Source organism: Acinetobacter sp. BHS4, from assembly GCF_018454425.1.
GTDB lineage: Bacteria > Pseudomonadota > Gammaproteobacteria > Pseudomonadales > Moraxellaceae > Acinetobacter > Acinetobacter pittii.
Genome location: NZ_CP075323.1, coordinates 2,527,205 through 2,552,605 on the forward strand (window position 1 = coordinate 2,527,205; position 25,401 = coordinate 2,552,605).

Annotated in this window: 21 protein-coding genes; 12 read left to right on the plus strand and 9 right to left on the minus strand. The window is 39.4% G+C overall.

What is annotated here, in order from left to right; genetic code table 11:
• Positions 1-35 precede the first annotated feature (35 nt).
• The 5 genes from benC (at position 36) to KIP84_RS12190 (ending at position 6,245) form a co-directional block, all read left to right on the plus strand.
• Complete coding sequence (gene benC / locus KIP84_RS12170) at positions 36-1,052, plus strand: benzoate 1,2-dioxygenase electron transfer component BenC (RefSeq protein WP_017481377.1); 1,017 nt, start codon at positions 36-38, stop codon at positions 1,050-1,052.
• Between the two features lie 18 nt (positions 1,053-1,070).
• Positions 1,071-1,856 carry a 1,6-dihydroxycyclohexa-2,4-diene-1-carboxylate dehydrogenase gene (locus KIP84_RS12175; protein ID WP_213688597.1) on the plus strand — a complete coding sequence of 262 codons (786 nt, stop codon included), beginning with the start codon at positions 1,071-1,073 and terminating at the stop codon, positions 1,854-1,856.
• Positions 1,857-1,913: 57 nt separating this feature from the next.
• Positions 1,914-3,107 (plus strand): benzoate/H(+) symporter BenE, encoded by a 1,194-nt coding sequence (benE, locus tag KIP84_RS12180; protein WP_213688598.1) that lies wholly within the window; start codon positions 1,914-1,916, stop codon positions 3,105-3,107.
• A 478-nt stretch (positions 3,108-3,585) separates the two neighbouring features.
• Positions 3,586-4,944 carry an aromatic acid/H+ symport family MFS transporter gene (locus KIP84_RS12185; RefSeq protein WP_213688599.1) on the plus strand — a complete coding sequence of 453 codons (1,359 nt, stop codon included), beginning with the start codon at positions 3,586-3,588 and terminating at the stop codon, positions 4,942-4,944.
• Positions 4,945-4,988: 44 nt separating this feature from the next.
• Positions 4,989-6,245 carry an OprD family outer membrane porin gene (locus KIP84_RS12190; protein ID WP_213688600.1) on the plus strand — a complete coding sequence of 419 codons (1,257 nt, stop codon included), beginning with the start codon at positions 4,989-4,991 and terminating at the stop codon, positions 6,243-6,245.
• Between the two features lie 100 nt (positions 6,246-6,345).
• Here the strand turns inward: KIP84_RS12190 and KIP84_RS12195 are convergent, their stop codons facing one another.
• A complete protein-coding gene (locus KIP84_RS12195) occupies positions 6,346-7,452 on the minus strand; it encodes a beta-ketoacyl-ACP synthase III (protein WP_032004013.1) in 1,107 nt (368 codons plus the stop codon).
• Between the two features lie 95 nt (positions 7,453-7,547).
• Positions 7,548-11,405, minus strand: coding sequence for an ATP-dependent RNA helicase HrpA (gene hrpA, locus KIP84_RS12200; protein ID WP_213688601.1), 3,858 nt, complete (start codon positions 11,403-11,405; stop codon positions 7,548-7,550).
• 352 nt (positions 11,406-11,757) lie between these two features.
• Between hrpA and ahpC the strand changes: the two genes are divergently transcribed.
• Positions 11,758-12,321 (plus strand): alkyl hydroperoxide reductase subunit C, encoded by a 564-nt coding sequence (gene ahpC / locus KIP84_RS12205; RefSeq protein WP_003652649.1) that lies wholly within the window; start codon positions 11,758-11,760, stop codon positions 12,319-12,321.
• Positions 12,322-12,515: 194 nt separating this feature from the next.
• Positions 12,516-12,731: a KTSC domain-containing protein gene (locus tag KIP84_RS12210; protein ID WP_005070287.1), complete on the plus strand. Its 216-nt coding sequence runs from the start codon at positions 12,516-12,518 to the stop codon at positions 12,729-12,731.
• Positions 12,732-12,796: 65 nt separating this feature from the next.
• Here KIP84_RS12210 and KIP84_RS12215 read toward each other — a convergent pair whose 3' ends face one another.
• Both KIP84_RS12215 and KIP84_RS12220 read right to left on the minus strand, forming a co-directional pair.
• Positions 12,797-13,384, minus strand: coding sequence for an O-methyltransferase (locus KIP84_RS12215; RefSeq protein ID WP_014206205.1), 588 nt, complete (start codon positions 13,382-13,384; stop codon positions 12,797-12,799).
• A gap of 45 nt (positions 13,385-13,429) precedes the next feature.
• Positions 13,430-13,648 carry a DUF1653 domain-containing protein gene (locus KIP84_RS12220; protein ID WP_002119929.1) on the minus strand — a complete coding sequence of 73 codons (219 nt, stop codon included), beginning with the start codon at positions 13,646-13,648 and terminating at the stop codon, positions 13,430-13,432.
• A gap of 256 nt (positions 13,649-13,904) precedes the next feature.
• Here KIP84_RS12220 and ahpF point away from each other — a divergent pair, with 256 nt between their 5' ends.
• Positions 13,905-15,470: an alkyl hydroperoxide reductase subunit F gene (gene ahpF / locus KIP84_RS12225; protein WP_005076939.1), complete on the plus strand. Its 1,566-nt coding sequence runs from the start codon at positions 13,905-13,907 to the stop codon at positions 15,468-15,470.
• Positions 15,471-15,642: 172 nt separating this feature from the next.
• On the plus strand, positions 15,643-15,987 hold the full coding sequence (locus KIP84_RS12230; RefSeq protein WP_002121546.1) for a hypothetical protein: 345 nt from the start codon (positions 15,643-15,645) through the stop codon (positions 15,985-15,987).
• A gap of 60 nt (positions 15,988-16,047) precedes the next feature.
• On the opposite strand, the gene KIP84_RS12235 is transcribed toward KIP84_RS12230, so the two are convergent.
• Complete coding sequence (locus tag KIP84_RS12235; RefSeq protein WP_086227573.1) at positions 16,048-16,659, minus strand: glutathione binding-like protein; 612 nt, start codon at positions 16,657-16,659, stop codon at positions 16,048-16,050.
• 207 nt (positions 16,660-16,866) lie between these two features.
• Positions 16,867-19,305, minus strand: coding sequence for an ExeM/NucH family extracellular endonuclease (locus KIP84_RS12240; RefSeq protein WP_213688602.1), 2,439 nt, complete (start codon positions 19,303-19,305; stop codon positions 16,867-16,869).
• Positions 19,306-19,450: 145 nt separating this feature from the next.
• On the opposite strand from KIP84_RS12240, the gene trmB reads away from it, so the two are divergent.
• The 3 genes from trmB to KIP84_RS12255 all read left to right on the plus strand — a co-directional run bounded on the left by trmB (position 19,451) and on the right by KIP84_RS12255 (position 21,639).
• Entirely contained in the window at positions 19,451-20,167 is a 717-nt protein-coding gene (trmB, locus tag KIP84_RS12245) for a tRNA (guanosine(46)-N7)-methyltransferase TrmB (RefSeq protein ID WP_213688603.1), read from the plus strand.
• 172 nt (positions 20,168-20,339) lie between these two features.
• Complete coding sequence (locus KIP84_RS12250; protein WP_017386358.1) at positions 20,340-20,714, plus strand: hypothetical protein; 375 nt, start codon at positions 20,340-20,342, stop codon at positions 20,712-20,714.
• 298 nt (positions 20,715-21,012) lie between these two features.
• Positions 21,013-21,639, plus strand: coding sequence for a glutathione S-transferase (locus KIP84_RS12255; protein WP_213688604.1), 627 nt, complete (start codon positions 21,013-21,015; stop codon positions 21,637-21,639).
• Positions 21,640-21,652: 13 nt separating this feature from the next.
• On the opposite strand, the gene KIP84_RS12260 is transcribed toward KIP84_RS12255, so the two are convergent.
• From KIP84_RS12260 to KIP84_RS12270, 3 genes are all read right to left on the minus strand, one after another.
• Entirely contained in the window at positions 21,653-22,432 is a 780-nt protein-coding gene (locus KIP84_RS12260; protein WP_213688605.1) for a F420-dependent NADP oxidoreductase, read from the minus strand.
• 93 nt (positions 22,433-22,525) lie between these two features.
• Positions 22,526-23,947: an OmpA family protein gene (locus KIP84_RS12265; protein WP_213688606.1), complete on the minus strand. Its 1,422-nt coding sequence runs from the start codon at positions 23,945-23,947 to the stop codon at positions 22,526-22,528.
• A 213-nt stretch (positions 23,948-24,160) separates the two neighbouring features.
• Positions 24,161-25,396 carry a dihydroorotase gene (locus KIP84_RS12270; protein ID WP_213688607.1) on the minus strand — a complete coding sequence of 412 codons (1,236 nt, stop codon included), beginning with the start codon at positions 25,394-25,396 and terminating at the stop codon, positions 24,161-24,163.
• Positions 25,397-25,401 lie beyond the last annotated feature (5 nt).

Sequence of the window (25,401 nt, forward strand, 5' to 3'; positions counted from 1 at the left end):
GGTAAAAGATTCAAATATTTTGTAGGATACATGCCATGTCAAACCACAATATTGCACTTCAATTTGAAGATGGTGTTACACGTTTCATTAACGTAGCTCAAGGCGAAACCCTATCTGACGCAGCCTATCGCCAAAAAATTAATATTCCTTTGGATTGCCGTGATGGTGCATGTGGAACTTGCCGCGCATTTTGCGAATCCGGTAGTTATGACATGCCAGAAGAAACCTATATTGAAGATGCATTAACCCCTGAAGAAGCTGAGCAAGGCTATATTCTTGCTTGCCAATGTCGCCCAACTTCCGATGCGGTATTCCAAATTCAAGCCTCATCAGATGTCTGTAAAACAGAAATTCATAGTTTCCAAGGTACTTTAGCCCGCGTTGAAAACTTATCAGATTCAACCATCACTTTTGACATTCAACTTGATGAAGGCCAACCGGATATTCATTTCCTTGCAGGTCAGTATGTAAATGTTGCAATTCCAGAAACTGGCGAAACCCGTTCATATTCATTTAGCTCAAAACCGGGCAACCGCTTAACGGGATTTGTGGTCCGTAATGTACCAAATGGCAAGATGAGTGAATTCTTAAGCAAAAATGCTCAAGCTGGCGACAAAATGACATTTACCGGTCCATTCGGCAGCTTCTATTTACGTAATGTAGCGCGTCCAGTGTTGATGCTTGCAGGCGGTACTGGTATTGCCCCATTTATGTCGATGTTACAAGTGCTTGAGGAAAAAGGCTCCGAACAACCTGTTCGCTTAGTCTTTGGCGTCACCAATGACTTTGATTTGGTTGCTTTAGAGAAACTCAATGAGTTGCAGGCGAAATTCCCATGGTTTGAATATCGAACTGTGGTCGCAAGTCCTGAGAGTAACCATGAACGCAAAGGCTATGTCACTGGTCATATTGAAAGTGAATGGTTAAACGGTGGCGATGTCGATGTTTATCTATGTGGTCCAGTGCCAATGGTAGAGGCTGTACGCGGCTGGTTAGAAACTGAAAATATCAAACCTGCTAATTTCTTGTTTGAAAAATTCTCTGCGAATTAACAGGTGGAGAAATTATCTATGTCAAACCGTCAAAGATTTACTAATAAAGTCGTGATTGTTACGGGTAGTGCTCAAGGTATTGGTCGTGGCGTGGCACTACAAGTTGCAGCTGAAGGCGGACAAGTCATCATGGCTGACCGCTCTGAATACGTTGAAGACGTTCTCAAAGAAATTCAGAGTACAGGTGGTGATGCTGTTACGATTAATGCTGATCTTGAAACCTATGCAGGCGCGCAAGCGGTTGTTGCAAAAGCCATTGAACACTATGGTCGGGTAGATATCCTGATTAATAATGTGGGTGGCGCGATCTGGATGAAACCTTTTGAAGAGTTTTACGAAGAAGAGATCATTAAGGAAGTGAATCGCTCGTTGTTTCCAACGTTATGGTGTTGCCGTGCCGTGTTACCCGCCATGATTAAGCAACAATCTGGTGTTATTGTAAATGTCTCTTCAATTGCAACCCGTGGTATTAATCGTATTCCCTACTCGGCATCTAAAGGTGGGGTAAATGCTCTAACGGCATCGCTTGCTTTTGAACATGCCAAAGACGGAATTCGAGTCAATGCCGTTGCGACCGGTGGAACTGAAGCACCACCTCGCAAAGTACCACGCAATGCCAACCCGTTAAGTCAAAATGAAAAAGACTGGATGCAGCAAGTGGTTGATCAAACAATAGATCGAACATTTATGGCCCGTTATGGCACAATTCAAGAACAAGTCAATGCAATTTTATTTCTTGCATCAGATGAAGCATCATATATGACTGGCTCGGTTATTTCAGTCGGAGGTGGAGATCAGGGTTAACCCTGATCATTTTGCATGATTGGGTAAATAACATGATTTGCATGGAGGCAATCACACATGGCAACCCTGTTAAAGACATTAAAAAATGACTGGTCCATATCAGCAACAGTTGCTGGCTTTCTTGCGGTTTTAATTTCTTACTCAGGCCCACTGATTATTTTTTTCCAAGCTGCTCAGCGTGCTCATGTGTCCACCGACATGATGGTGTCATGGATTTGGGGAATCTCAATTGGTGCCGCCGTTTCAGGTATTTATCTTTCGATTAAATATAAAACGCCTGTCATAACCGCATGGTCAGCACCAGGCACTGCTCTATTAGTTACCTTATTTCCCAATGTCTCATTGAATGAAGCAGTAGCCGCCTATATTACTTCTGCCATTGTTATATTCTTAATTGGCGTTACAGGTTACTTCGACAAATTACTGAAGTGGATTCCGCAAGATGTCGCTGCGGGCATGATGGCTGGTATTCTTTTTCAATTTGGTATTGGTCTATTTACCGCATCCGATAGCATGCCTTTTATTGTCTTTAGCATGCTTATTGTCTTTCTAATTGCCAAACGTTTAATGCCGCGCTATACCATGATTTGGGTGTTAGCTGCCGGAGTTTTATTAAGCCTCATTTTAGGCAAAATGAATCCGGTTGATGTGAGTTTTAGTTTAGCGATCCCGCAGTGGATTAGCCCAGAATGGACTTGGAGCTCAACACTCAACCTCGCCGTTCCTCTCATTTTAGTCAGCCTAACCGGCCAGTTTTTACCGGGTATGGCGATTATGAAACTCAGCGGTTACGACACCCCAGCCAAACCCATTATTACTGTCACCAGTATTGCTTCTTTAGCCGTTGCCTGTGTCGGCGGTATTACCATTGTGCTTGCCTCAATTACCGCAGCTTTATGTATGGGCAAAGATGCACATGAACTGAAAGAAAAACGCTATATCGCAGGAATCGCCAACGGAATTTTTTATATTTTAGGAGGCTTATTTGCTGGCAGTATTGTCATGCTATTTAGCTTACTTCCTAAAGAGTTGGTTGCAGCACTGGCAGGTTTAGCTTTGTTAGGTGCCATTGCCACCAATATTTCTGTTGCCATGAAAAATGACAATCAACGTGATGCTGCACTTATTACCTTTTTAGCTACCGCATCAGGCATGCATTTCCTTGGATTAAGCTCAGTTTTTTGGGGCATTTGTATTGGTGTAATCGCCCATTTCATTCTCACACCACGCTCAACTCCAGCCACAAATTAAATTTTTTATCTAAGCACCCACCACTAAAATAAAGCCTCAATCGCCACATCAGGATGCAAATAATTCGCTAATTCTGATTTGGCGATTTTTATTGAATATAGATTAAATTTCATTTTTAAGATGAATCTCTAAAATAATTAAATAATAGACTTTAGTATTTTGTTTTTATATTTTCACTTCAATTCATAATATAAAATTAGCTATATTTTTAGCTGTTATTCTCATCAATAAAATCTATAAAAAAGTACCTATAAAATCCTTAAAATTCTCACTATACAATATTTAACCCTATTTTAAACACAACAAAAAACCCTCACAAATGCAATAAAATAAATTATATTTTTCAATTGCTTGTATTAATTTAAACACAATACCTTAAAGACATAAAGATATATCAATTAGGTTTTTGACTCTAATCCAATAACAAAATAGTTTATTTAAAAATAACGCGATGCTTCACAAATTGGAGGTGAAGAAAATGGATACGAGCAAGGTTAATATTAATGAGTTAATTGATAAAGCCAGTTTTACCTCTTTTCATTGGAAAGTTTTAATCTGGTGCTTACTTATTATTATTTTTGATGGATATGATTTAGTTATTTACGGGGTTGCTCTTCCTCTGTTAATGCAGCAATGGTCTTTAACTGCTGTTGAAGCTGGTTTACTCGCCAGTGCTGCTCTATTCGGGATGATGTTTGGTGCCATGATTTTCGGCACGCTTTCAGACAAATTGGGACGTAAAAAGACCATCCTGATTTGTGTCACCTTATTTAGCGGATTTACCTTTATGGGTGCCTTTGCCAAAGGACCAACTGAGTTTGCTATTTTGCGTTTTATCGCAGGTCTTGGGATTGGTGGCGTTATGCCAAACGTTGTGGCACTTATGACCGAATATGCACCAAAAAAAATCCGCAGTACCTTAGTCGCAATCATGTTTAGTGGCTATGCAATTGGCGGCATGACATCTGCTCTACTCGGTGCATGGCTCGTTAAAGATATGGGTTGGCAAATCATGTTTTTAATTGCGGGTATTCCCCTGTTACTGCTCCCACTCATCTGGAAATTTTTGCCAGAGTCTCTCGCCTTTTTAGTGAAATATAACCATAGCGAACAGGCGAAAAGTATTGTGAGTAAAATTGCACCTCAAACTCAGGTAAACGCCAATACTCAACTGGTATTAAACGAGAGCACCACAACAGATGCACCTGTCCGTGCACTTTTCCAGCAGGGTCGTACCTTCAGCACATTTATGTTCTGGATTGCTTTCTTTATGTGCTTACTCATGGTGTATGCCTTAGGAAGCTGGTTACCTAAACTCATGCTGCAAGCGGGCTACTCGTTAGGTGCGAGCATGTTATTCCTGTTTGCACTCAATATTGGCGGCATGGTCGGTGCAATTGGTGGCGGTGCTTTAGCGGACAGATTCCATTTAAAACCTGTTATTACGATCATGTTTATTGTGGGATCAGCAGCTTTAATTCTGCTTGGCATTAATAGTCCACAATTTATTTTATATAGCCTGATTGCGATTGCTGGTGCTGCCACAATTGGTTCGCAAATCTTACTCTACACTTTTGTTGCGCAGTTCTATCCGACAGCACTTCGTTCAACTGGCATGGGCTGGGCATCTGGCATTGGCCGTATTGGCGCAATTATCGGACCAGTTTTAACCGGAGCCCTACTCACACTTGAGCTTCCTCACCAAATGAATTTCTTAGCGATTGCAATTCCGGGTGTGATTGCTGCACTTGCAATATTTATGGTCAATCTAAAAGCCTCTGTTGCTGCACAAACGCCATCAACTTTTAAACCTCAAAACACGCTTACCCAGCAGTAAATATAAATGCGCCGAGGACTGGCGCATCTTTTTGGAAATGGATTATGGAATTATTACACCGCTTTAAGCCATGTGCTTTAACTTTCGCGACCTTAGTGTTGATGTATGGCAATTCATTCGCTGCGAATCCAAATCAGCAAACTGAAGATGAATGGAAATTCACTTTAAAAAACGCCTATATCAACCGTAATTTTGATAATGATGCCCTCAAAGATACTGGCAGTTGGTCTCAGGCAGCGTCATTATTTTATAAGTCGAAAATGCATGATACCCCTCTGCAAATTGCAGACAAGCCTATTACGATTGGTGCAGATGCTTCTGTACAATACGCCGTGCGCTTGAGTTCAGACAAACATGTTGCGGACACGGTTTTGCCTTTTAATAAGGAAACACAATCTCAAGCATCCGACTTCTTAAAATACGGCGCTACTTTAAAGCTAGGGTATGACAAAACCCTTTTAAGCGTCGGTGAACTCTGGTTAGACTTACCAGTAACTGCTGTCGATGCGAGCCGACAACTGCTTGCCTCATATTGGGGAACCAATCTTAAGTCGCAACTTTCAGATCAGCTTTATGCAGAAATTGGCCGAGTGGAAAAAGTCTCTCCACGAAATGAAGAAGACTTTAAAAAGTTTTCATTCACGGCAAATGGAATGACTAAAGAATCTGATGGCCTGAACTACATAGATCTGCGCTATCAATTCACGCCGTCACTCAAGGGTGAATATTACTTCGGTAATTTGGAAGACCTCTACAACAAACACTATGTAGGGTTTGAGCATAATTGGAAACAACCTAATTTTGCGCTTACGTCTAAGTTTAAATACTTCAATGCAAAAGATGATGGCAATACTTTTGATATTGATGCGCAAAACATTGGGGTGTTAGAAACGCTCAAAGTAAAAAACCATACCTTTGGTTTGGGTTATCAACAGATTATCGGTGAGTCGGCTTACCCTCTACCGGATGGTTTTTTACCAGAGACCTATTTCATTAACTGGAACGCAACAGGGTTCTTTAAAGAAGATGAAAAGTCTTATCATGTGATGTATGGCTACGACTTTAAAGATTATGTTCCGGGCCTAAATGCGATGGTGAAATATGTTTACGGCCATGACTTTAAATCAGCCAATGGCGAAAAGAATCATGAAACCGAGTCTAATGTGATTTTAAACTATGCATTTCAACAGCCGTTCTTAAAAGGCGTGGCTCTGCAATATATTCGTATTGATTACAATGTAAAACACGGCAATGACTTTGGTGAAGATCGCCTGTTTGTAAACTACACCAAAAAGTTTTAATCATTTTTGATTCAATTGAAGCGGGCTAATTTTAGTCCGCTTTATTATTTTCGACCCATAAAAAAACGCTCTTACGAGCGTTTTTAATTAATCTAGTAACTTAAGCAACGTGCTTTTGAACAACAATCGAACCTACTGAATAACCAGCACCGAAAGATGAAATCACGCCATATTCGCCATCATCCACTTCGTGGCCTGTACGGTGCAAAGCAATAATAACACCTGCTGATGAGGTATTGGCAAACTCATCTAGAATAATTGGTGCACGGCTTAGATCTGCCTCTTTACCAGCCACATATTTCAAGATTAATTCATTCATATTGGCATTGGCTTGGTGTAACCAGAAACGCTTAATATCATTTGCAGTTAACTGCATTTTTTCCAACTGTGCATTAATGATTTTTGCCACCAATGGACAAACATCTTTAAATACCTTACGGCCATCTTGACGGAATAACTTGTCATCAACGACCGCATCTTCGCTACGGTTTAAGAAACCAAAGTTATTGCGAATGTTGTTTGAAAATTGAGTAAATAAATGAATATCTAAAATTTCAAAACCAGTTTTAGTGGTGGTTTCTTCAATAATAGAAGCGGTCGCAACATCACCAAAAATAAAATGACAATCACGGTTACGGTAGTCTAGGTGACCCGATGTAATCTCAACGTTCACCAATAAAACACGGCGAGCACCTGAACGAATTGCATCTGCTGCTTGTTTCAAACCAAAAGTAGCAGCTGAACATGCAACGTTCATGTCGTAGGCATAACCTTGAATGCCAAGTGCCGACTGAATTTCAATCGCTACAGCTGGATAAGCACGCTGCATGTTTGAACATGCCAAAATCACAACATCAATATCTTCAGCTGTTACGCCTGCATTTTCCATTGCCTGTTTCGCAGCAATGACGCCCCACTCTGCTTGAAGTGAAAGTTCATCATTTGAACGTTCAGACAAACGAGGACGCAAACGATTTGGATCGAGAATACCTGATTTCTCAATCACGTAACGGCGCTTAATACCAGACGCTTTTTCAATAAATTCAGCACTAGAACCACGTAATTCTTCTAGCTCACCTGCTGCAATTTTCTCTGCATTCTCTTGGTTATATTGTTCCACATAAGCATTTAAACTGTCGGCCAGTTCTTCATTAGAAATGATTTCTGTTGGGTGAAATAACCCAGTACCTGTGATACGAATGCCCATGTAAAACTCCTAAAAAAATGAATAGGGTCTGTTAATCTTTCATTTATAAATTGCGTTGTAGGCTAAACAACAGCATAAACAGACCCCGATCTATCTTAACTGATTCCCAAACGATCCCATAACTTTTGCAGTCGAGTTGGCGAAATAGGCATCTTGGTTTTCATCGGTTGAGAAAATAAAGAAATGCGGAATTCTTCCAACATCAAATACAATCCTTTGATTTTGGGGTTGTTTTTGAATTTAAACACCTTGTCCATCCATGGATCGACATCATCAATAGCGGCATGATCTCGCTGTAGATTATTTGGCAATCGATCTAAACGCAATAGCAGCGCTTTTAAATATCGCGGATATTCCTGCCAAAGATCGACCGGTTGGCAATAAACAAAATTGCTAAGTGACATTAAATCTAGCTGATCTTCAATATCATCAATACTGCGTCCAAACACCCCTGCATCAAGTACTAAAAGCTGACGACGGATTTGCTGCCATTGAATATAAATATCACTTAACTGCTCAAGTGCTTTCTGACCATAACTCAAAAATTGCTTTTTGACTTGCTCGAGTAGTTTATTAAATTCATCTGCATTAATTGGCAAAGTTGTAATTGCCATTTGCAACGTAGCATAGACCAACATCTGCTCAAGCTTAGCTTTATCACCCAAAGGTGAATATGCCAAAGCAAGCGGTTTTGAAATCTGCTTTTTCAACTGGCGAACCAAATCGCCAAGTTGCATATGGACCAGACGGATAATCCCTTCACGATGTTGCTTAATGGCTTCAGCCTGATCATTAAAAGTCTGAATAACAACGCCTGAGTCATCTTTAGCTTCAATTTCAGCAAAAGCTTTTGTAGGGACTAAAGCCTGATATTGCTTTACTACAACGCCCGTGACTTTATGAGAGGCCTCAAAAGTAAAGTTTTCAGGAAAGTTTTTAAACTCACCTTTTTGCTGTTTAACTGGACGATGTGTTTCTACGCGGCAACGTGCTTTTAACTCAGGTAAATCACGCCCTTTCGCAATCAGCTTACCTTTTTCATCAATCACTTTAATGAAAGGTACCAAATATGGATCAATACGTTCAAACGAGAAATCTTTTTCAGTAATTTGCTCACCACGCAAGGCAAAAGCTAAATAACTAAAAATATGTTCACGTAAATGTACCGCATCAACCCCTTGCATGAGCTTACGAGCTGTATCAGGAATTGGCACCACATTACGACGCTTGTCTTTAGGTAAAGCTTTGAGTAAAGCCTCAATTAAATCTTGTCGCCAACCCGGAATTCCCCATGACCATATATTTTCATCAACTTGAGGCAGCGCCTGTACAGGAATTTGAACAGTAGCACCATCTTCGTCATGGCTCGGGTCAAAATGATATGTAGTTGCTAAACGCAGCTGCCCATTGTGTAAATGATCTGGGAATTGCTGCGTTGTTGGTCTGTCATTGAGCCAGAGCGCATCATCGTCAATAAATAAATAACGAGGATTACTTGCTTCTACTGTCGCACGCCAGTCTTCAAAACTACGGCGACTCGCGATTTCCTCAGGAATTTTCGACGCATAAAACTGATAAATTGTTTCTTCATCCACCACTAAATCGCGGCGACGCAATTTATCTTCAACTCGCTCTACTTCTTCAAGTTTAAGCAAATTATGTTTTAAAAATGGTGGAACTGTACCCAAGTTACCAGTGGTTAATGCATCGCGTAAGAAAATCTCATGAGCAGCAGGTTGGTCAACTTTCTCAAAATTAATTAACCGCTTTGGTTCAATAATTAAACCAAATAAAGAAATTTGCGCATACGCATTGACGATTCCCGCTTTCTTAGACCAATGTGGCTCAAAATAGTGATATTTCAACAAGTCGCGTGCAGCAAGCAAAATCCATTCAGGGTCAATTTTGGCTAAAGTACGTAAGTACACTTGAGAGGTTTCGACCATCTCAAAAGCCATCACCCAAGAGGTATTGGTTTTATGCAAAGTACTCGCAGGGAAAACTTTAGCCTTTTGCTGACGCACTGCCATAAAGGTATTTCGTTCATCAGTTTTATTGGCAATGAAGGATAATAAACCTGTCAGCAATGCACGATGCAAGTTTTCATAATTCGCAGGTTTTTCATTAAAGCTGAGTTTTAAGCCTTCGGCTAACTCAACCAATTGCTGATGTGTCTGTTTCCATTCACGTAAACGCAACCAGCTTAAGAAATGCTGCTTGGCAAATTGACGTCGTTTATTTTCAGACATTCCTGCTTCGCCTTTAGGATTTAAAGTCTCCCAAAGTTTTAAATAAAACAGAAAATCTGAATCCGCTTCTTTGAATAATGCATGCTTTTGGTCAGCTTGCATTTGTTTATCAGCTGGGCGCTCACGCGGGTCCTGAACAGCTAAAGCACTTACTACAATTAAGATTTCTTTGAGTACGCCAAAATGAGCACCGCCCACGATCATACGAGCGAGTCGCGGGTCAATTGGCATACGTGCCATCATTTGCCCAACTTTGGTCAGCTCATTTTTCTTCTCGTTAAGTGCGCCTAACTCAATCAGCAACTTACGCCCATCATTAACTAGGCGGAAATCTGGCGGCTCAATAAAATCGAAGTTTTCTAACTCACCTAACCCTAAGCTCTGCATTTGCAAAATAACAGATGCTAAGTTGGTTCGTTTAATTTCAGGTTCTGTAAATTCAGGACGACTTAAAAAGTCTTCTTCGCTATATAAACGAATACACACACCCGGAGCAATACGACCACAACGACCTTTCCGCTGATTGGCTGCGGCTTGAGAAATTGCTTCAATTGGTAAGCGTTGTACACGAGAACGGTAGTTATAACGTGATATACGAGCAAAACCGCTATCAATCACATAGCGAATATTTGGAACCGTAAGTGCAGTTTCGGCCACGTTGGTCGCAATAATAATACGACGACCCTTTCCGCCAGGGCTGAAGATCTTCTGTTGTTCAGAAACGGCTAAACGCGCATACAACGGTAAAATTTCGGTATGTCTAGGCCCATACTTTTGCAAGGTTTCCTGCAACTCTCGAATTTCTTGCTCTGTGCTTGAGAAAATCAGAATATCGGCATGTTCAGGGTGACCTTTTGCTTCTGCATCAGCAAAGCATTCTTCTACCGCTTGTACCACTGCACGCGGAAGGTTTTCTTCAAAATCATCAAACTCATCGTCATCACTACCACCAATATTCATTTCTGAAATTGGGCGATAAAGTACTTCGACAGGATAACTACGCCCTTCTACTTCAAAAATAGGTGCGTCATTAAAGTAATTACTAAAGCGATTTACATCTAAAGTTGCCGAAGTCACGATAACTTTTAGATCTGGGCGTTTTGGCAGTAATTGCTTTAAATAGCCCATAATAAAATCGATATTGAGTGAGCGTTCATGCGCTTCATCAATAATGATCGTGTCATATTTAGACAAATAACGGTCATTACCTAACTCGGCAAGCAAAATACCGTCAGTCATTAACCGTACGATAGAGTCCTGCGAACCTTGTTCATTAAAACGGATTTTAAAACCGATAGATTCGCCAAGCTTTTCCCCGACTTCTTCTGCAATACGTTGAGAAACACTACGTGCAGCTAAACGACGTGGCTGGGTATGACCAATCATTCCCGTTAAGCCACGGCCTGCTAGCATTGCAATTTGAGGAAGCTGAGTGGTTTTACCTGAACCCGTCTCACCTGCCACAATAATGACCTGATGCTTTTGAATCGCATCAATTAAACGGTCTGCATATTGAGAAACAGGTAAATCCTGATTCAATTTGATTTTAGGGAGACGTTCAAATCGCTGCCTTACTTTGGCATTAGATTGTTCAAATAATTTTTCAATCTCTGCTGTATTGGCTTTTTTATCTTTACGCAAACGATTTAAACGGTAACGATCTCTTGCCATCACCCACTGATCAATATTTAAATCATTCTGCACAGACAAATTTTCCTGAAAATACAACAATCCTCTATTTTACGCTCTAATGACCATAAGGTAAAACAGTTGGTTTTTTATATATTTTTAATTTTTTAAAATTTTACCCTTGAATTTTGACTAACGAGACTTCATGTTGTTAGGCAAGTTTCTTTTACGATAACTGTCATTTGATTTACATGTTTTTGCAGTCAAATCGAATACAGTGTTTGGGGACTTAAAAATCGTAAATTTATCACTTATTCGATTTTCCGATTTTAGTCATGTAAAAATACTATTTCCCCAATAAAGAATTTTTATTTATTCTACATCTCGTAAACAAGTTTAAATATAAACCTCAATCATGGAGACAATGATGAGCTTGATTAATACTGAAGTTAAACCATTCCAAGCAACTGCTTACCACAACGGCCAATTTGTTGAAGTTAACGAAACTAACCTTAAAGGTAAATGGTCTGTTGTATTCTTCTATCCAGCTGACTTCACTTTCGTTTGTCCAACTGAACTTGGTGACTTAGCTGACAACTACGCTGAATTCCAAAAACTTGGTGTTGAAATTTATGCTGTATCTACTGATACACACTTCACTCACAAAGCTTGGCACGACACTTCTGAAGAAATCAAAAAAATCCAATATCCATTAGTTGGTGACCCAACTTGGACTCTTTCTAAAAACTTCGACGTTCTTATCGAATCTGAAGGTTTAGCTGACCGTGGTACTTTCGTTATCGATCCAGAAGGTAAAATCCAAATCGTTGAACTCAACGCTGGTGGTATCGGCCGTGATGCATCTGAACTTCTTCGTAAAGTAAAAGCTGCTCAATACGTACACGCTCACCCAGGTGAAGTTTGCCCAGCTAAATGGAAAGAAGGCGAAGCTACTCTTGCTCCCTCTATCGACCTAGTTGGTAAAATCTAATCTCTTATTAGATTTTAAAAACTCAAAGAACCATCCCTCATCGGATGGTTCTTTTGTTTTGAATAAGCACATCACATTTTCTACTGATACTTTTACAATTATGCCCTTCCCCATTACATGAAGTTTGAGTAATGTCGAATAAATAACCGTTGTTTTTTGAGCTTAAGTAATATGAAATAAAAGGGGAAAAATTTATGGCGAATACTGTGGCAGTCACTTCATGGAAATACAATGCGACTTCACGTCATCTAAAAATATTTTATAGCGATGGTTCAGGCGAACTTTATCATCCTGTACCAGAATTTATTTATGACAACTTATTACGATCAACAGACAAAGCTGCTTTTGTACATAAATATTTAGAATTCGACTTACACTTTACTCGCCTATCTTTAGTGAATGCTTCATAACATAATGAAATAAGGCCTGCTTTGAACAGGCCTTTATGAATGAATAAATCAGATTTTTAAATGGCTTACCTTGCCACTACAATGCATAAACCAGCGCCTACAGGCAAAATACTGCTCATAAAATTTTCATCTTTTTTAATTAAAGCTAAGAATGAGCTGACTTCAGCCGCATGTGAAATAACATTATCAATAATGAGTACGCCACCTTTTGGCTTCATCAGCCGTTTTAAATCTGGCCAATAATTCTCGTAAGCAGGTCGCTCAGCATCTAACAAAATAAAATCGAAAGTTTCCTGAGTTTCTTTTAAATAGTCGGCTGCATCTCCCACCCAAAAATCTACCAACTCCTCTAATGCCAGTTCAGTCGCATGGCGTTTAGCTTCATTACTACGATTGGCATCAATTTCAAGCGTGGTTACTTTTCCATGAGTAGCTTGAGCAGCCTCAGCAAGCCATAAAGTAGAGTAACCTGTTGAAGTCCCAATTTCTAAAATTGATTTAGCTTGCTGCATCCGAATAAATTGCGATAGTAATTTTGCAGACTCCGCCTCAATATTACGATACCGCAGCAAACGATCTGTCTGCTGTGCATCATGTCGTTTAAAGGTGTCATATAAATCGGCAACTCTTTGTAAGAAAAAAGTATTTGGCATATATTCACCCTTTAAAATCGTTATTTTATATAAAAGTCGTTTGCGTTAAGTGCTTTGAATTAACTTAAAACGCGGCACGATACTTCCATCAGCCATTTGCACCGTTTCAGTAAACATCTCTAGCGGACGTACCCAAGTTGAATAGTCACCATAAAGACACTGATAAACGACTAACTCTTCTTCAGTCTCGCTGTGTTTTGCTACAGAAAAAACTTGATAGAGATTACCTTTATAATGCTGATAAATGCCGCGTTGCAATGACATGAAAGTACCTTTTAATGTTATGACATAAAATCTTTACAGCCATATAACATATATAAATTTTTAAATACTTTCACTTTAAAACACTACAAAACATAAAAAAGAACATTTTAGAGATAAATTATTGATCTTACTTATTAATAGCCTCAACAATTCAAAAAACCGATTAAATCTATAAAAACATACTGTTTTAACTATTTAATGTTTTCACGTACTATGCATCTATTGAAAGAATTTGGATGCATTGGAGTAAAAACAGATGTTAGATCAAAACATTAAAACTCAATTAAAAGCTTACTTAGAACGTCTAGAAAGTCCAATCGAACTAGTTGCTGCTTTAGATGAATCAGACAAAGCAGCTCAAATTAAAGAGTTGGTAAGTGAAATCGCTGAGCTTTCTGACAAGGTAACAGCCCGTTTTGACGGTAATAATACACGTCGTCCAAGCTTTGGTGTGGCTAAAGCAGGTGAACAGCCTCGTGTGTTCTTTGCAGGCTTACCAATGGGTCATGAGTTTACGTCTTTGATCTTGGCACTGTTGCAGGTCTCTGGCTATGCACCTAAAGTGTCGGATGAAGTTTTAAATCAAATTAAAGGTTTAAACCTTAAAGCAAACTTCGATGTGTTTGTATCCTTAAGTTGTCATAACTGTCCGGATGTAGTACAGGCACTTAACCTGATCGCGATTTACAACCCGAACACCACGGCAACCATGATTGATGGTTCATTCTTCCAAGACGAAGTGGAACAACGCAAAATCATGGCTGTACCGATGGTATTCCAAGACAACGAGCACATTGGTCAAGGTCGTATGACCCTTGAAGAGATTGTGGCAAAACTTGATACCAACTCAGCTGAAAAAGATGCAGCAGCACTCAATGCCAAAGATGCTTTTGATGTATTGGTGATTGGTGGTGGTCCTGCAGGTGCAACAGCTGCAATCTATGCTGCACGTAAAGGCATTAACACGGGTATCGTCGCTGAACGCTTTGGTGGTCAGGTCATGGACACCATGGATATTGAAAACTTCACTTCTGTGCAAAAGACTCAAGGTCCTAAGTTTGCTGCCGAGATGGAAGCACATGTCCGTGAATATGATGTCGATATCATGAACCTGCAACGTGTCAGCAAAATCACAGGTGCAAACCAAACTGAAAACGGTCTGGTTGCGGTTGAACTTGAAAACGGTGCCAAACTTGAATCAAAAACTGTGATCCTTTCTACAGGTGCACGTTGGAGAGAGATGAATGTACCGGGTGAGCAAGAATACCGTACCCGTGGTGTTGCGTACTGCCCACATTGTGATGGTCCATTGTTCAAAGGTAAACGTGTTGCTGTGATTGGTGGTGGTAACTCAGGTGTTGAAGCTGCGATTGACCTTGCAGGGATTGTTGAGCATGTAACTCTGGTTGAGTTCGATACCAAACTTCGTGCTGACCAAGTGTTGCAAAACAAATTGCATAGCTTGCCAAACACAACGGTGATTATGAATGCCTTAAGTACAGAAGTGTTAGGTGACGGTTCACAAGTGACTGGCCTTAAATATAAAGACCGTGCGACTGATGAAGAGCATGTGGTAGAGCTTGCAGGGATCTTTGTACAGATTGGTTTACTGCCAAACACTGACTTCTTGAAAGACAGTGAAGTTGAATTAACCAACCGAGGCGAGATCATTGTCAATGACCGCAACGAAACCAATGTACAAGGTGTATTTGCGGCGGGTGACTGTACGACTGTACCTTACAAGCAAATCATTATTGCTACAGGTGAAGGTGCTAAAGCATCACTCTCAGCGTTTGATTACATCATCCGTTCTGGGCAGTAAAATCGGTCAAAATCATTATTATTTATTTCAAGCCTAGCATTACAAAATGCTAGGCTTTTTTAATACTAGAGTTACAACTTTTTAACAATTTTCGATCTTTATTAATCATTTACTTTATGTTTATATTTTAGACATCCATATTTGGATGCCATGAATTAGAAGGAAAAACACAATGAATAAATTACTTGTTGCTTTAGGTCTTGCTGCGACTGTTGCCCTTGTTGGTTGTAATAAAGATAAAGCTCCAGAAACTGGCGCAACTACAGGTGAACACTTAGAAAATGCTGCTCAACAAGCAAGTGCTGATATCAAATCTGCTGGTGATAAAGCTGCTGACGATATTGCAACTGCAACTGATAATGCTGCTGAGAAGATCGATGCTGCAACCGATCACGCTGCTGATGCGACTGCTAAAGCTGCAGCTGAAACAGAAGCGACTGCACGTAAAGCGACTGCTGATACAGCTCAAGCTGTTGAAAATACAGCTGCTGAAGTGAAAAAAGACGCTCAACACTAATCGTCTTTAGTATAAAAAAGCCCCTATTGATTAGGGGCTTTTTTTGGCTCTTAAAATCTTTTATGAAATTAAGCCTTCGTCACGCATCGCAATTTGTACAGATTGACGCTCTGCAACTTTATTGCGTAATGCAATAATGTGCTTATACGGTGTTAAGTCATGCTCAATTGAGTTTGACCAATTTGTTAAAACAAATAGATAAGCATCTGCTGGACCAAAATTATCATTTACCAAATAATCGTAATCAGATTCAGACAAATAGTTATCGATATATTTTAAAAGACGGTCGATTTCAGCATAAGCTTTGGTTTTTTCATCGCTCGTTAAAGGTGCCCCAAAGAAAACTGCATAAGCATCATGCAATTCAGAGTTCAAATAACCCAACCATTCCAATACTTTCGCACGGCCCATCCCTGATGGCGGAATTAAATCCTGCTTAGGATCGTGCTGAGCAAGGAAAGGTAAAATCGCCACGTTCTCAGTTAACATTAAACCAGGGTTAATTTCTAAAGCTGGTACATATCCTTTTGGATTAATCTCGTAATAATCTGTACCTTTTTCTGTTTTATGTGTTTTTAAATTTACTCGTTCTAAGTCAAAATCAACATTAATTTCATTTAAAATAATATGTGCAGCTAAAGAACATGCGCCTGGCGAATAATATAATTTCATATCTGATCCTTGTTATCTCATATTAACGTTTTAAATTGCTTCTAGAAAACCTGCAAGGTTTGCACAATTCTTTAATTGTAAAAAAGCGTAAACTTATAAAATACTTACACCATCTAATATTCTTGAAAAATTTATTCCTTGCAAGTTGTCTTGCGTGACGATTGTTTAAAATATGATAAAACACATTTACGTCACGCAATTTTTCCATTAATTACGTTTAAAAAGCTGGCTAATCCAATTCATTAATTCAGTTAAGAAATCAAAAATACCGTTTTTCTTATCATCATCAGGCTGGCTTGAATCTTTACCATTTAAATCCAGATCAACAATTACCGGATCATGGTCTGAAGAACGATAAGCATCTTCACCATAGAACAATGCCATTTGCTCATCCGTTTTATATTCTTCGTTGTAGTCTAAAACGGTTGGCTCATCTGCATTGATATGCCATGCAAAGGTTCTCACTACTTTTGGATATAGAGCTGCATCAGCAATTGCATGGTCTAAGTTACCCGCTCCACCATTTCCGTTGGCATCACTCGCAACACCAAACACATAGCTATATGCCTGAGCACCCTGTCCTACCTTAGCGTCATTCAGCAAAACTTTGTAGTTTGCTTTTTCAAATGACAAAATAGGTTCTTCCTTTGCATAGCTGTTCATATCACCTACAAGTAAAGCATTTTGCTTTTGCACTTGAGTTGGATTTTTCGCTAACCATTGCACGATTTGATCTACTGCTTTCACACGAGTCGGGTTCCAACAGCCTTGACCATCTTTTTGGTCTGCATCAATAGAGCTAGCATCCACCCCACTACAGCTTTTCGATTTCAAGTGATTTGGAATAATGGTAAACGTTTTATTACCACGAACTGCTTGGAAACTTTGCGCCAATGTTGTTCGGTTCTTGTCACCCAAATCAAGCACAACGGGTTTATTCAAAGGCTTAACACGCTTGCTGTTATAAATAATAGCAACCGCAATCGCATCACCACCTAAATGGTCTAAGTTTTCAGGAACAACGTATTTCCAATCACTACCTAAAGCACTGGTTAAATGAGCAATTGCACTGTTCGGACCATAACCATTGTTCGCAATTTCCATTAAACCATACACATCGGCATCAATTGCTTTGAGAGCACTCACAATTTTACGGTGCTGTTTATCAAACTCAGCTTGTGTGGTTGCACCACGCTCTGTTGGGAAACCAGTTGCACCATTGTCATAGTTCAAAACGTTAAATGAAGCTACACGAATGTGATTAGCATTTTTGGTAATGACATTTTGACGCGGGTTTGTTTGAGTAATTACTTCAGGTTGAATACGTCCAAGCACTGGTTGCACACGCCAACCATTAAAACGATATTCTAAAATCCCTTCAGCATTTTTAAGTTGATAACCCGAACGTAGCGTATTGGCAGCGCTAAAATTTGTCGGTAACCATGGAGTACGGTTTTGGTTGTTATAGCCGTCATCAAAAATAATTTTCGACAATAAATTTTTCTGAGCAAGAGCTTTAGCTTCAGGAGATAACGCTGGATATAAATTGGTTGGAATATATAAGCGACCTAAGCTTAGAGATAATTCACCATAACGGCCATAATTGTAGTTCTCGCTTACCGTTAAAGTCTGAGGTAATTTAACCAACATACCTTGATAACGCTGTGGAGAATGGGTCGAACCACCTGTTAAGCTAGCAAATGGAAGTTCAAGGCTAATCGGCTGCACCTGATTTGCCATATTGCTATTACAAGTTTGAATATTTTGTTGTAATTGATCTAATTGCAATTGGTTTTGATAAGTTGTTAAGCGACCACGCAAAATAACTTCATCACCAACTTGTCCACCTTTTACAGCGCTGCTATTTGGAATATAAACAAAAATAGCATTGCTAACATTCGCACGTGCTTTCGTATCTGGTGTCTGAACATAAAAACCAGAGAAACCATTGGCATAGCGATAGTCGGCAGTAATTACCCCACGTACAGTATAGCTCTGGTTTTGTGCTGCGGTTGATAAATCAGCAATTGGTGTATCGGAGCTTGAACAACTCACCGTTTCAACAGGTGGCTGTGTTATTGAGCCAGATAAATTTGAAAAGTCATTTCGGTTTGTCCAAGCTGACCATGAACGGTCCAAATCAAATGCTGCAGTTGCATCAATACTTAAAGCTGGGTTCTCAGTTTCAATACGCTTAAAACTATTTCCTAAGCTCGAAACGGCTGTTCCCCATCCTGTTTCTGGTCGCTCACCAATACGCCCAAAACGGTCTACAGGCGTACCTTTATAAACAAGTACAACCGCATCATCTCCATTAAAAGATAATGCAGCGATCTGATTTACTTTACTGCCAAGTTCAGCCTGCAACTCAGAACGACCTACTAAAAACTTCTGCTTACTGGTTAACGATCCTTGTAAACGGAAAGTCGCTGTTTTTGCTGTACCGCCATTATTAAATTGTTGAATTTCATAGTCGGCTAAATTAACTGTAGTCCCATCTGGATTATAAATTTCCAAACCTTTGCGGTTACTACTGCCGTCAACATATTGACTAAACATGAGCTGTGCTTGTACCCAAGGACTATATGTAAAAGCACCAAGTGCCCCTAATAGCACAGAAAGTGTGCGTAATTGAAAAGTTTTCATGAGTAAATATGTTCATTTGAAATTTATATAGATTCTTAGATTAAATATTGAACATGACATCTACATGAAGAAAAACACCGAAACATTTGACTTGACCACATGAAGACTTAAAATACCGCATTTGAATTTCAATATTGCCAAGGTTATGTCGATCGATCAGTTAGAAACGCAAATTGCAGACTTAGACAATTTGCCTGAACACCGTGAAATTGTGACGTTTATGCGTCGTTCAGCACCACTTAATACGTCTCAACGCACGGCATTAGAACAACATCGCGATTTAATTTTGGAATATCCTGTTGGTGACTTACGCCAACACTTCGAACATCCAGAACGTCCTTTAACTGTTGAAATCGGTTTTGGTATGGGTCGTTCATTAGTGCTTATGGCAAAAGCCAACCCTGAACGTAACTATGTGGGTATTGAAGTTCACGTACCTGGTATTGCTCAGTGTCTTTATGAAGCAGGTATAGCAGAAGTTAAAAACTTACGTGTACTTGATGCAGACGCGATTCAGGTTTTACGTGAAATGCCAGACAACAGCATTAACTGCGTTCAACTTTACTTTCCAGACCCTTGGCAAAAGAAACGTCATTTCAAACGCCGTTTTGTTATTCATGAGCGTATGCAATTAGTTGAACAAAAACTTGAGCTTGGTGGTACATTCCACGCAGCAACAGACTGGGAACCGTATGCAGAATGGATGCTTGATGTACTCGACAATCGTCCAGATCTTGAAAACTTGGCGGGTAAAGGCAACAGCTACCCGCGTCCAGACTGGCGCCCAGTGACTAAGTTTGAACGCCGTGGTATTGAGTCAGGTCATAAGATTAATGACTTTATCTTTAAAAAGATTAAGTAAATAAAAAAAAAGGCCTAGTTTATTACTAGGCCTTTTTTATTTTAAAACCAATCTAGTGAATAAGTAGAATTAAAAATTAACTGAGTATAAAGATTTAAATGAAAATAACTTTTGAATTATTAGTTATATAAATATAATAATAATCACCATTTTAACTAGACAGAAAATAACAATGAAGCTTTTCGCATTTCTAATTTGCATAATTGTCTCAAGTGGCTGCTTTGCCTCAACTCAAGAAGACTTTGAACTTAAATATTACAAGTTAATGGAACGATACATTCAAACACAATCGGACAGAAATCAAATCATTTCCACAGAAGCAAAAACTGAGCAAGAAGATCTTGTTAGGTCTAATAAACTCAAAGCTCTTGATTGCAAAGGATGGAAAGAAAATATTGAACTTTTTGACTTTATCTTAAGTAGATTTAAAGAATATGAATCAGCCTCAGAAGAGGTTAGAACAATGGGATATACTAAAGAAAATCTACAGGAGGATTCTGAATGGCTGCGCGAGCAATTAGACAAGCCAGAGAACAAATGTAAATAAACAAAATTCAATGAACCGCCGAAGTGAAGTGCGGTTTTTTATTACCTACTAAAAGCGGATACAGACAACGTAACAAGCAGATACTTATTTTACTTCTAATTACCAGCATCCCCCTCTTGAGGTATATTATCTTCCTTTATTCCCCCCTAAAATAAAAAGCTCTCAATCATTATAATTTTCTTTAAATGTCACTTTAGCTATTCTCTAGACTTATTAATATTCATAAATCATGTTAAAAATATAAAAATGAACGCTTCAACAACTAATTACTTAAACTCACGAGAAGTCAGAAAATACTATGTTAAAAATTTTAGGGCGTGATAACTCCATTAATGTTCGCAAAGTCTTATGGTTGTGCGAAGAATTAAATCTTGAATATGAAAGAGAAGATTGGGGACGAGGCTTTCGCTCCGCTCAATCACCTGAATATTTACAATTAAATCCAAATGGTCAAATTCCTGTTGTTTTAGATGGAGATTTAGTCCTTTGGCAGTCCAACAGTATTATCCGTTATTTGGCAAATGCTTACGATAAAGAACATCAGCTTTACCCTACTCAAGCGAAAGAAAGATTCTTTGTTGATCAGTGGATTGATTGGCAAGCCATCGAACTGAATAACAGCTGGACTTATACAATTATGTCTCTCTTGAGACATTCTCCAGATCATCAAGATCCAAACTTATTACAACAAGGTATTGATGACTGGAATCATCATATGCAGATTCTCGATCAACAACTAGCAAAAACTCAAGCCTATATTGTTGGTTCACAATTTAGCTTGGCCGATATTCCAATTGGTCTATCTGTACAGCGCTGGAAGGCCACTCCTTTTGACCATCCAACGCTTAAGCATGTCGACCGATATTTTGAACGTTTAAATCAGCGTGCTGGCTTCTTAAAATGGGGCAATAACGGCGAACCTTAATTTGAAATCACTTTTAGTCCGAGTGATGGCGTTTCACGATGCCATCACTTAAAAGTTGATAAACCTGTTTTAAATCATCTTGATTTGCTTGAGCTAATAAGTCTTGATGCATTGCCAAGATATTCTGATCTCCCCTTACCGCAGGCCCTGTTTGCATTTGCTTTGGATCATTTTCAGTCGCTTTTTTTGCTGTTTCTATAATTAAAGGATAGAGCAAGCTAAAGTCAACCTGCTCTTTATCTACAACCTGCTTTGCCATATCAAAACAATAGTTACTAAAGTTACAAGCAAACACAGCTGCCAAATGCAAAGTTAAACGCTGTTTTGAGGTGTATTGATATACTCGTTTACTTAGGCTATTTGCTAAATCTGAAAGTAGTTCTTGATCAGTATCTGTTACCGCTTCAACAAATAATGGTGTTGCAGACCAGTCAACGTCTCTTTCAAGGCTAAATGTTTGTAATGGATAAAATACCCCTGCTTTTTTGTGCACATGACTGATGACTCCAATATCTGTGCTACCAGAGGTGTGAACCATAAGTGTTTCAGGAAATAATTCATGAATCTGGTTTGCAAGGTCAGCAATAGCACTATCTGAAACCGATAAAATAATAAGATCGGTCAGTTGAAATTCGCGAAGAGACTGACATGCTTTTGCATGAAATTGCTCTGCAAACTTTTGGGTCTTCTCAAAATCACGCGCATAGACTTGTACGATGTGATGTCCTTGAGCCAACAGTACCTTTGCTAAATGAAAGGCAACTCTCCCACTTCCAACCACACTGATTTTCATATCAATCCAACACTATTTGTTCCAACAAAAAAGCTTCTCAAAATGAGAAGCTTTTTTCAAATTAAAATAACTAATTTTTCATAAATCAGAACATTATTGAGCTACTGAAAACTCAATACGACGGTTTTTAAAACGTCCTTCTTCTGTCGTGTTCTCTGCAACAGGCTGATCAGAGCCATGACCTTGTGCAACTAATTTAGATCCATCTACACCTTTAGATGTTAAATAGTCGACTACTGCTTGAGCACGGCGTTGTGATAAAGCTTTATTTGCTGCTGCATTACCCGTCGAGTCAGTATGACCACCCACATTTAATTTTACATTAGTCACTTTACTTAAGAGTGCTGCAGCTTGATCAAGAATGGCTTTGTTATCTGCAGGAATATCGCTTGAGCCACTCGCAAAGTTAATGATTTGTAAGTTAAGTGCTTTTACTAATGCATTTACATCGACATTGTTCGGGTCAATTGAGCTTAAAGCTGTTTGCGAAGCACTTAAACTATTACTTACGGATTGCTCAGTTGTTTGTGGGGCTGTAGAAACAACTTCAGTGTGAGGAACAAGCGCTTTTACTTTAGCAGTTAATGCTGCTAACGCTGCTGCATCACCTGCTTTCAAAGTAATTTTGTCACCTATCCATTCTAAAGATGCATTTGGCACACCTTTCAATGCACCAAGCACGCCAGCAAGAGCATCTTTATCTGTAAATCCAGCTGCATATGTTTGACTGGTATCAACATTACAATCTTGGGTTGATGAGAAAACCTGTTTAACTTGAGTTTGTAGTGTTGCTAAGAATCCTTGATCTCCAATACCTGCCTGACACTGGCTCACAGCACCTTTATCATCTGTGCTTAATGTTAAACTCGCAGGTGCAGCTGCGGTAGTAGCTTCAACACCACTTGCACCCGCTGGTTCTGGTACTGGCACAGCCTCCTTATGTTGGCAAGAACGCCATAACCAAGCAATGATAAGACCCAGAATAATGAGTGCAATAATAGGCAAGAATCCACGAGATTTGCCTGTATTTTCAGTCGCAGCGGCAAGTGGTGGTGCTGTTGACGGTGTAACAGAAGACAAGCCTGCACCAAGCCCTAGTGGCGCTAATAGGCCAACAGCCCATCCCGGTAAATGTGAACGAATTGTTTCGGCATGCTGACGTAAATAATTCACAATACTTTGTTGATCATTTCCGGCAACATCCGAAATTGCATTAAGGCTGGGTTTAATTGCACTATTGAGTGTACTTTCGATTTCATTATTTGGTGCCGTACCGCTTAAATGAGTAAGTACCGTATTCTTGATTTGGTCATTATGAGAAAAGAGGTCTGATAATGAAGGAGTCAAACTATTTTTTAATTGTCCAATAAGATCAGGTTTAGCAGCTAACAATGAAAGTAAAATTGGATAAAACTTAGATAAAGCATTCGATTTTTCGCCTAGGTATCCGTCCTGATTATTTAATATAGTTGATGATACTTTTTCTTTAAGCAGTTCTATAGGGTTTATCGACATTGGTTATTCTCCCGAATTTTATACGTCGTAACCAGCAACTTTTGATTATTCAAATACTTCTCTTTGCTGATAGTTTTTTATTCTAATCTGCGTTCAATCTTTTATTGTTTTTTAAATAATTTATATACAAATTTGCATCTAGTCTTTACAAAACAGGCAGATCTTATTGATCTACCTGTTTATATTTTAAATTTACTTTAAATAACCATTTTATCAGTTAGCAAAAGTTTGAAGTACTTTACCACTAAGCTTTTGACCCAACAATGGAGTATTTTTCCCTTGCGATAAAATCGTGTCTTTGCTTACTGTCCAGCTTAATTCAGGATCGACTAACACCCATCCTGCTTCATCTTTCCAACGCGTAGTCATATTAGCAACCTGCGCAGGTACGCTAGTCACTTTCTCCACCCACTCTAAAGGTTCAAATAAGCCTTCATTAATGAGTTGAATGCCTAAAGATACATAAGTATCAAAAGCAGTAATGCCCGGTTGAGTTTCAGCAAATGGTGCCATTTTTGCGGAGCTGCTTAAAGGTTCATGATGCGTACAAATTGCATCAATCACGCCCTCTTTTAAACCTTGACGTAAAAGTTCTTTATCTTGCTCAGAACGCAATGGTGGACGAACATGTGCTAGCGAATTGAAACCATCAGTTAAGTGTTCAGTTAAATGCAACTGATGCATTGCTACATCGGCAGTCACAGGTAAACCTTTTGCTTTTGCTGCGCGGATTAATTCAACCGATGCACCACAAGATAACAAACCAAAGTGAGCTTTTACGCCAGTTGCTTCAATCATAAGCAAATATTTCGCAATCGCCACAGTTTCAGCAATTGCCGGAATCATTGGCAAACCTTGGCGAGAAGCAATAAAGCCTTCGTGTGCACATCCGTCTTTAGCAATCTGTGGCTCTTCAGCATAAAACACAACCGTTAAACCAAGACCCGCTGCATATTCCAAGGTACGAATAACTACATCGTCATTTTCAAAAGCAGCATTCGCATTAGAAACAGCAGTACAACCACCTTTTTTCAGGCCCGCCATATTTGCTGGTTGCTTACCATTTAAACCTTGGGTCTGAGCACCAATGATATGCATGTGAATGCCCCCATCATGCCATGCCTTTTCAATCAAGCCATGAATGAGAGCACCGTTGTCTTGTACAATCGGCTTTGAATCAGGTGGTGTAATAACATGCAAAATACCATTGGCACGTGCTGCCTTACCTTCCGATTTCAATGTCCCATGTTGCTGTTGACCCGGTTCACGCAAACGCGCGCATAAATCAACCATGGTTGGCATTAACCATTTGCCTTGTCCGTCAATGGTTTGCTCCACTTGCTCTACTGGAGCAACCAACTTGCCATTTTCAATATATACAGTTTGTACGCTGTCTGTTTTTTGGATTGGGTCTAACACACGTACATTTTCAATTTTTACAATACTCATGTGAT

Bases quoted from the DNA above. Each gene is read 5' to 3' on its own strand.
- KIP84_RS12265 (WP_213688606.1), bottom strand. From the start codon at position 23,947: ATGTCGATAAACCCTATAGAACTGCTTAAAGAAAAAGTATCATCAACT.
- KIP84_RS12195 (WP_032004013.1), bottom strand. From the start codon at position 7,452: ATGGGCATTCGTATCACAGGTACTGGGTTATTTCACCCAACAGAAATC.
- KIP84_RS12190 (WP_213688600.1), top strand. From the start codon at position 4,989: ATGGAATTATTACACCGCTTTAAGCCATGTGCTTTAACTTTCGCGACC.
- KIP84_RS12260 (WP_213688605.1), bottom strand. From the start codon at position 22,432: ATGAAAATCAGTGTGGTTGGAAGTGGGAGAGTTGCCTTTCATTTAGCA.
- KIP84_RS12175 (WP_213688597.1), top strand. From the start codon at position 1,071: ATGTCAAACCGTCAAAGATTTACTAATAAAGTCGTGATTGTTACGGGT.
- KIP84_RS12230 (WP_002121546.1), top strand. From the start codon at position 15,643: ATGAATAAATTACTTGTTGCTTTAGGTCTTGCTGCGACTGTTGCCCTT.
- ahpC (WP_003652649.1), top strand. From the start codon at position 11,758: ATGAGCTTGATTAATACTGAAGTTAAACCATTCCAAGCAACTGCTTAC.
- KIP84_RS12220 (WP_002119929.1), bottom strand. From the start codon at position 13,648: ATGTCATTGCAACGCGGCATTTATCAGCATTATAAAGGTAATCTCTAT.
- KIP84_RS12235 (WP_086227573.1), bottom strand. From the start codon at position 16,659: ATGAAATTATATTATTCGCCAGGCGCATGTTCTTTAGCTGCACATATT.
- benC (WP_017481377.1), top strand. From the start codon at position 36: ATGTCAAACCACAATATTGCACTTCAATTTGAAGATGGTGTTACACGT.
- KIP84_RS12255 (WP_213688604.1), top strand. From the start codon at position 21,013: ATGTTAAAAATTTTAGGGCGTGATAACTCCATTAATGTTCGCAAAGTC.
- ahpF (WP_005076939.1), top strand. From the start codon at position 13,905: ATGTTAGATCAAAACATTAAAACTCAATTAAAAGCTTACTTAGAACGT.
- KIP84_RS12270 (WP_213688607.1), bottom strand. From the start codon at position 25,396: ATGAGTATTGTAAAAATTGAAAATGTACGTGTGTTAGACCCAATCCAA.
- KIP84_RS12240 (WP_213688602.1), bottom strand. From the start codon at position 19,305: ATGAAAACTTTTCAATTACGCACACTTTCTGTGCTATTAGGGGCACTT.
- KIP84_RS12250 (WP_017386358.1), top strand. From the start codon at position 20,340: ATGAAGCTTTTCGCATTTCTAATTTGCATAATTGTCTCAAGTGGCTGC.
- KIP84_RS12185 (WP_213688599.1), top strand. From the start codon at position 3,586: ATGGATACGAGCAAGGTTAATATTAATGAGTTAATTGATAAAGCCAGT.
- trmB (WP_213688603.1), top strand. From the start codon at position 19,451: ATGTCGATCGATCAGTTAGAAACGCAAATTGCAGACTTAGACAATTTG.
- benE (WP_213688598.1), top strand. From the start codon at position 1,914: ATGGCAACCCTGTTAAAGACATTAAAAAATGACTGGTCCATATCAGCA.
- KIP84_RS12215 (WP_014206205.1), bottom strand. From the start codon at position 13,384: ATGCCAAATACTTTTTTCTTACAAAGAGTTGCCGATTTATATGACACC.
- KIP84_RS12210 (WP_005070287.1), top strand. From the start codon at position 12,516: ATGGCGAATACTGTGGCAGTCACTTCATGGAAATACAATGCGACTTCA.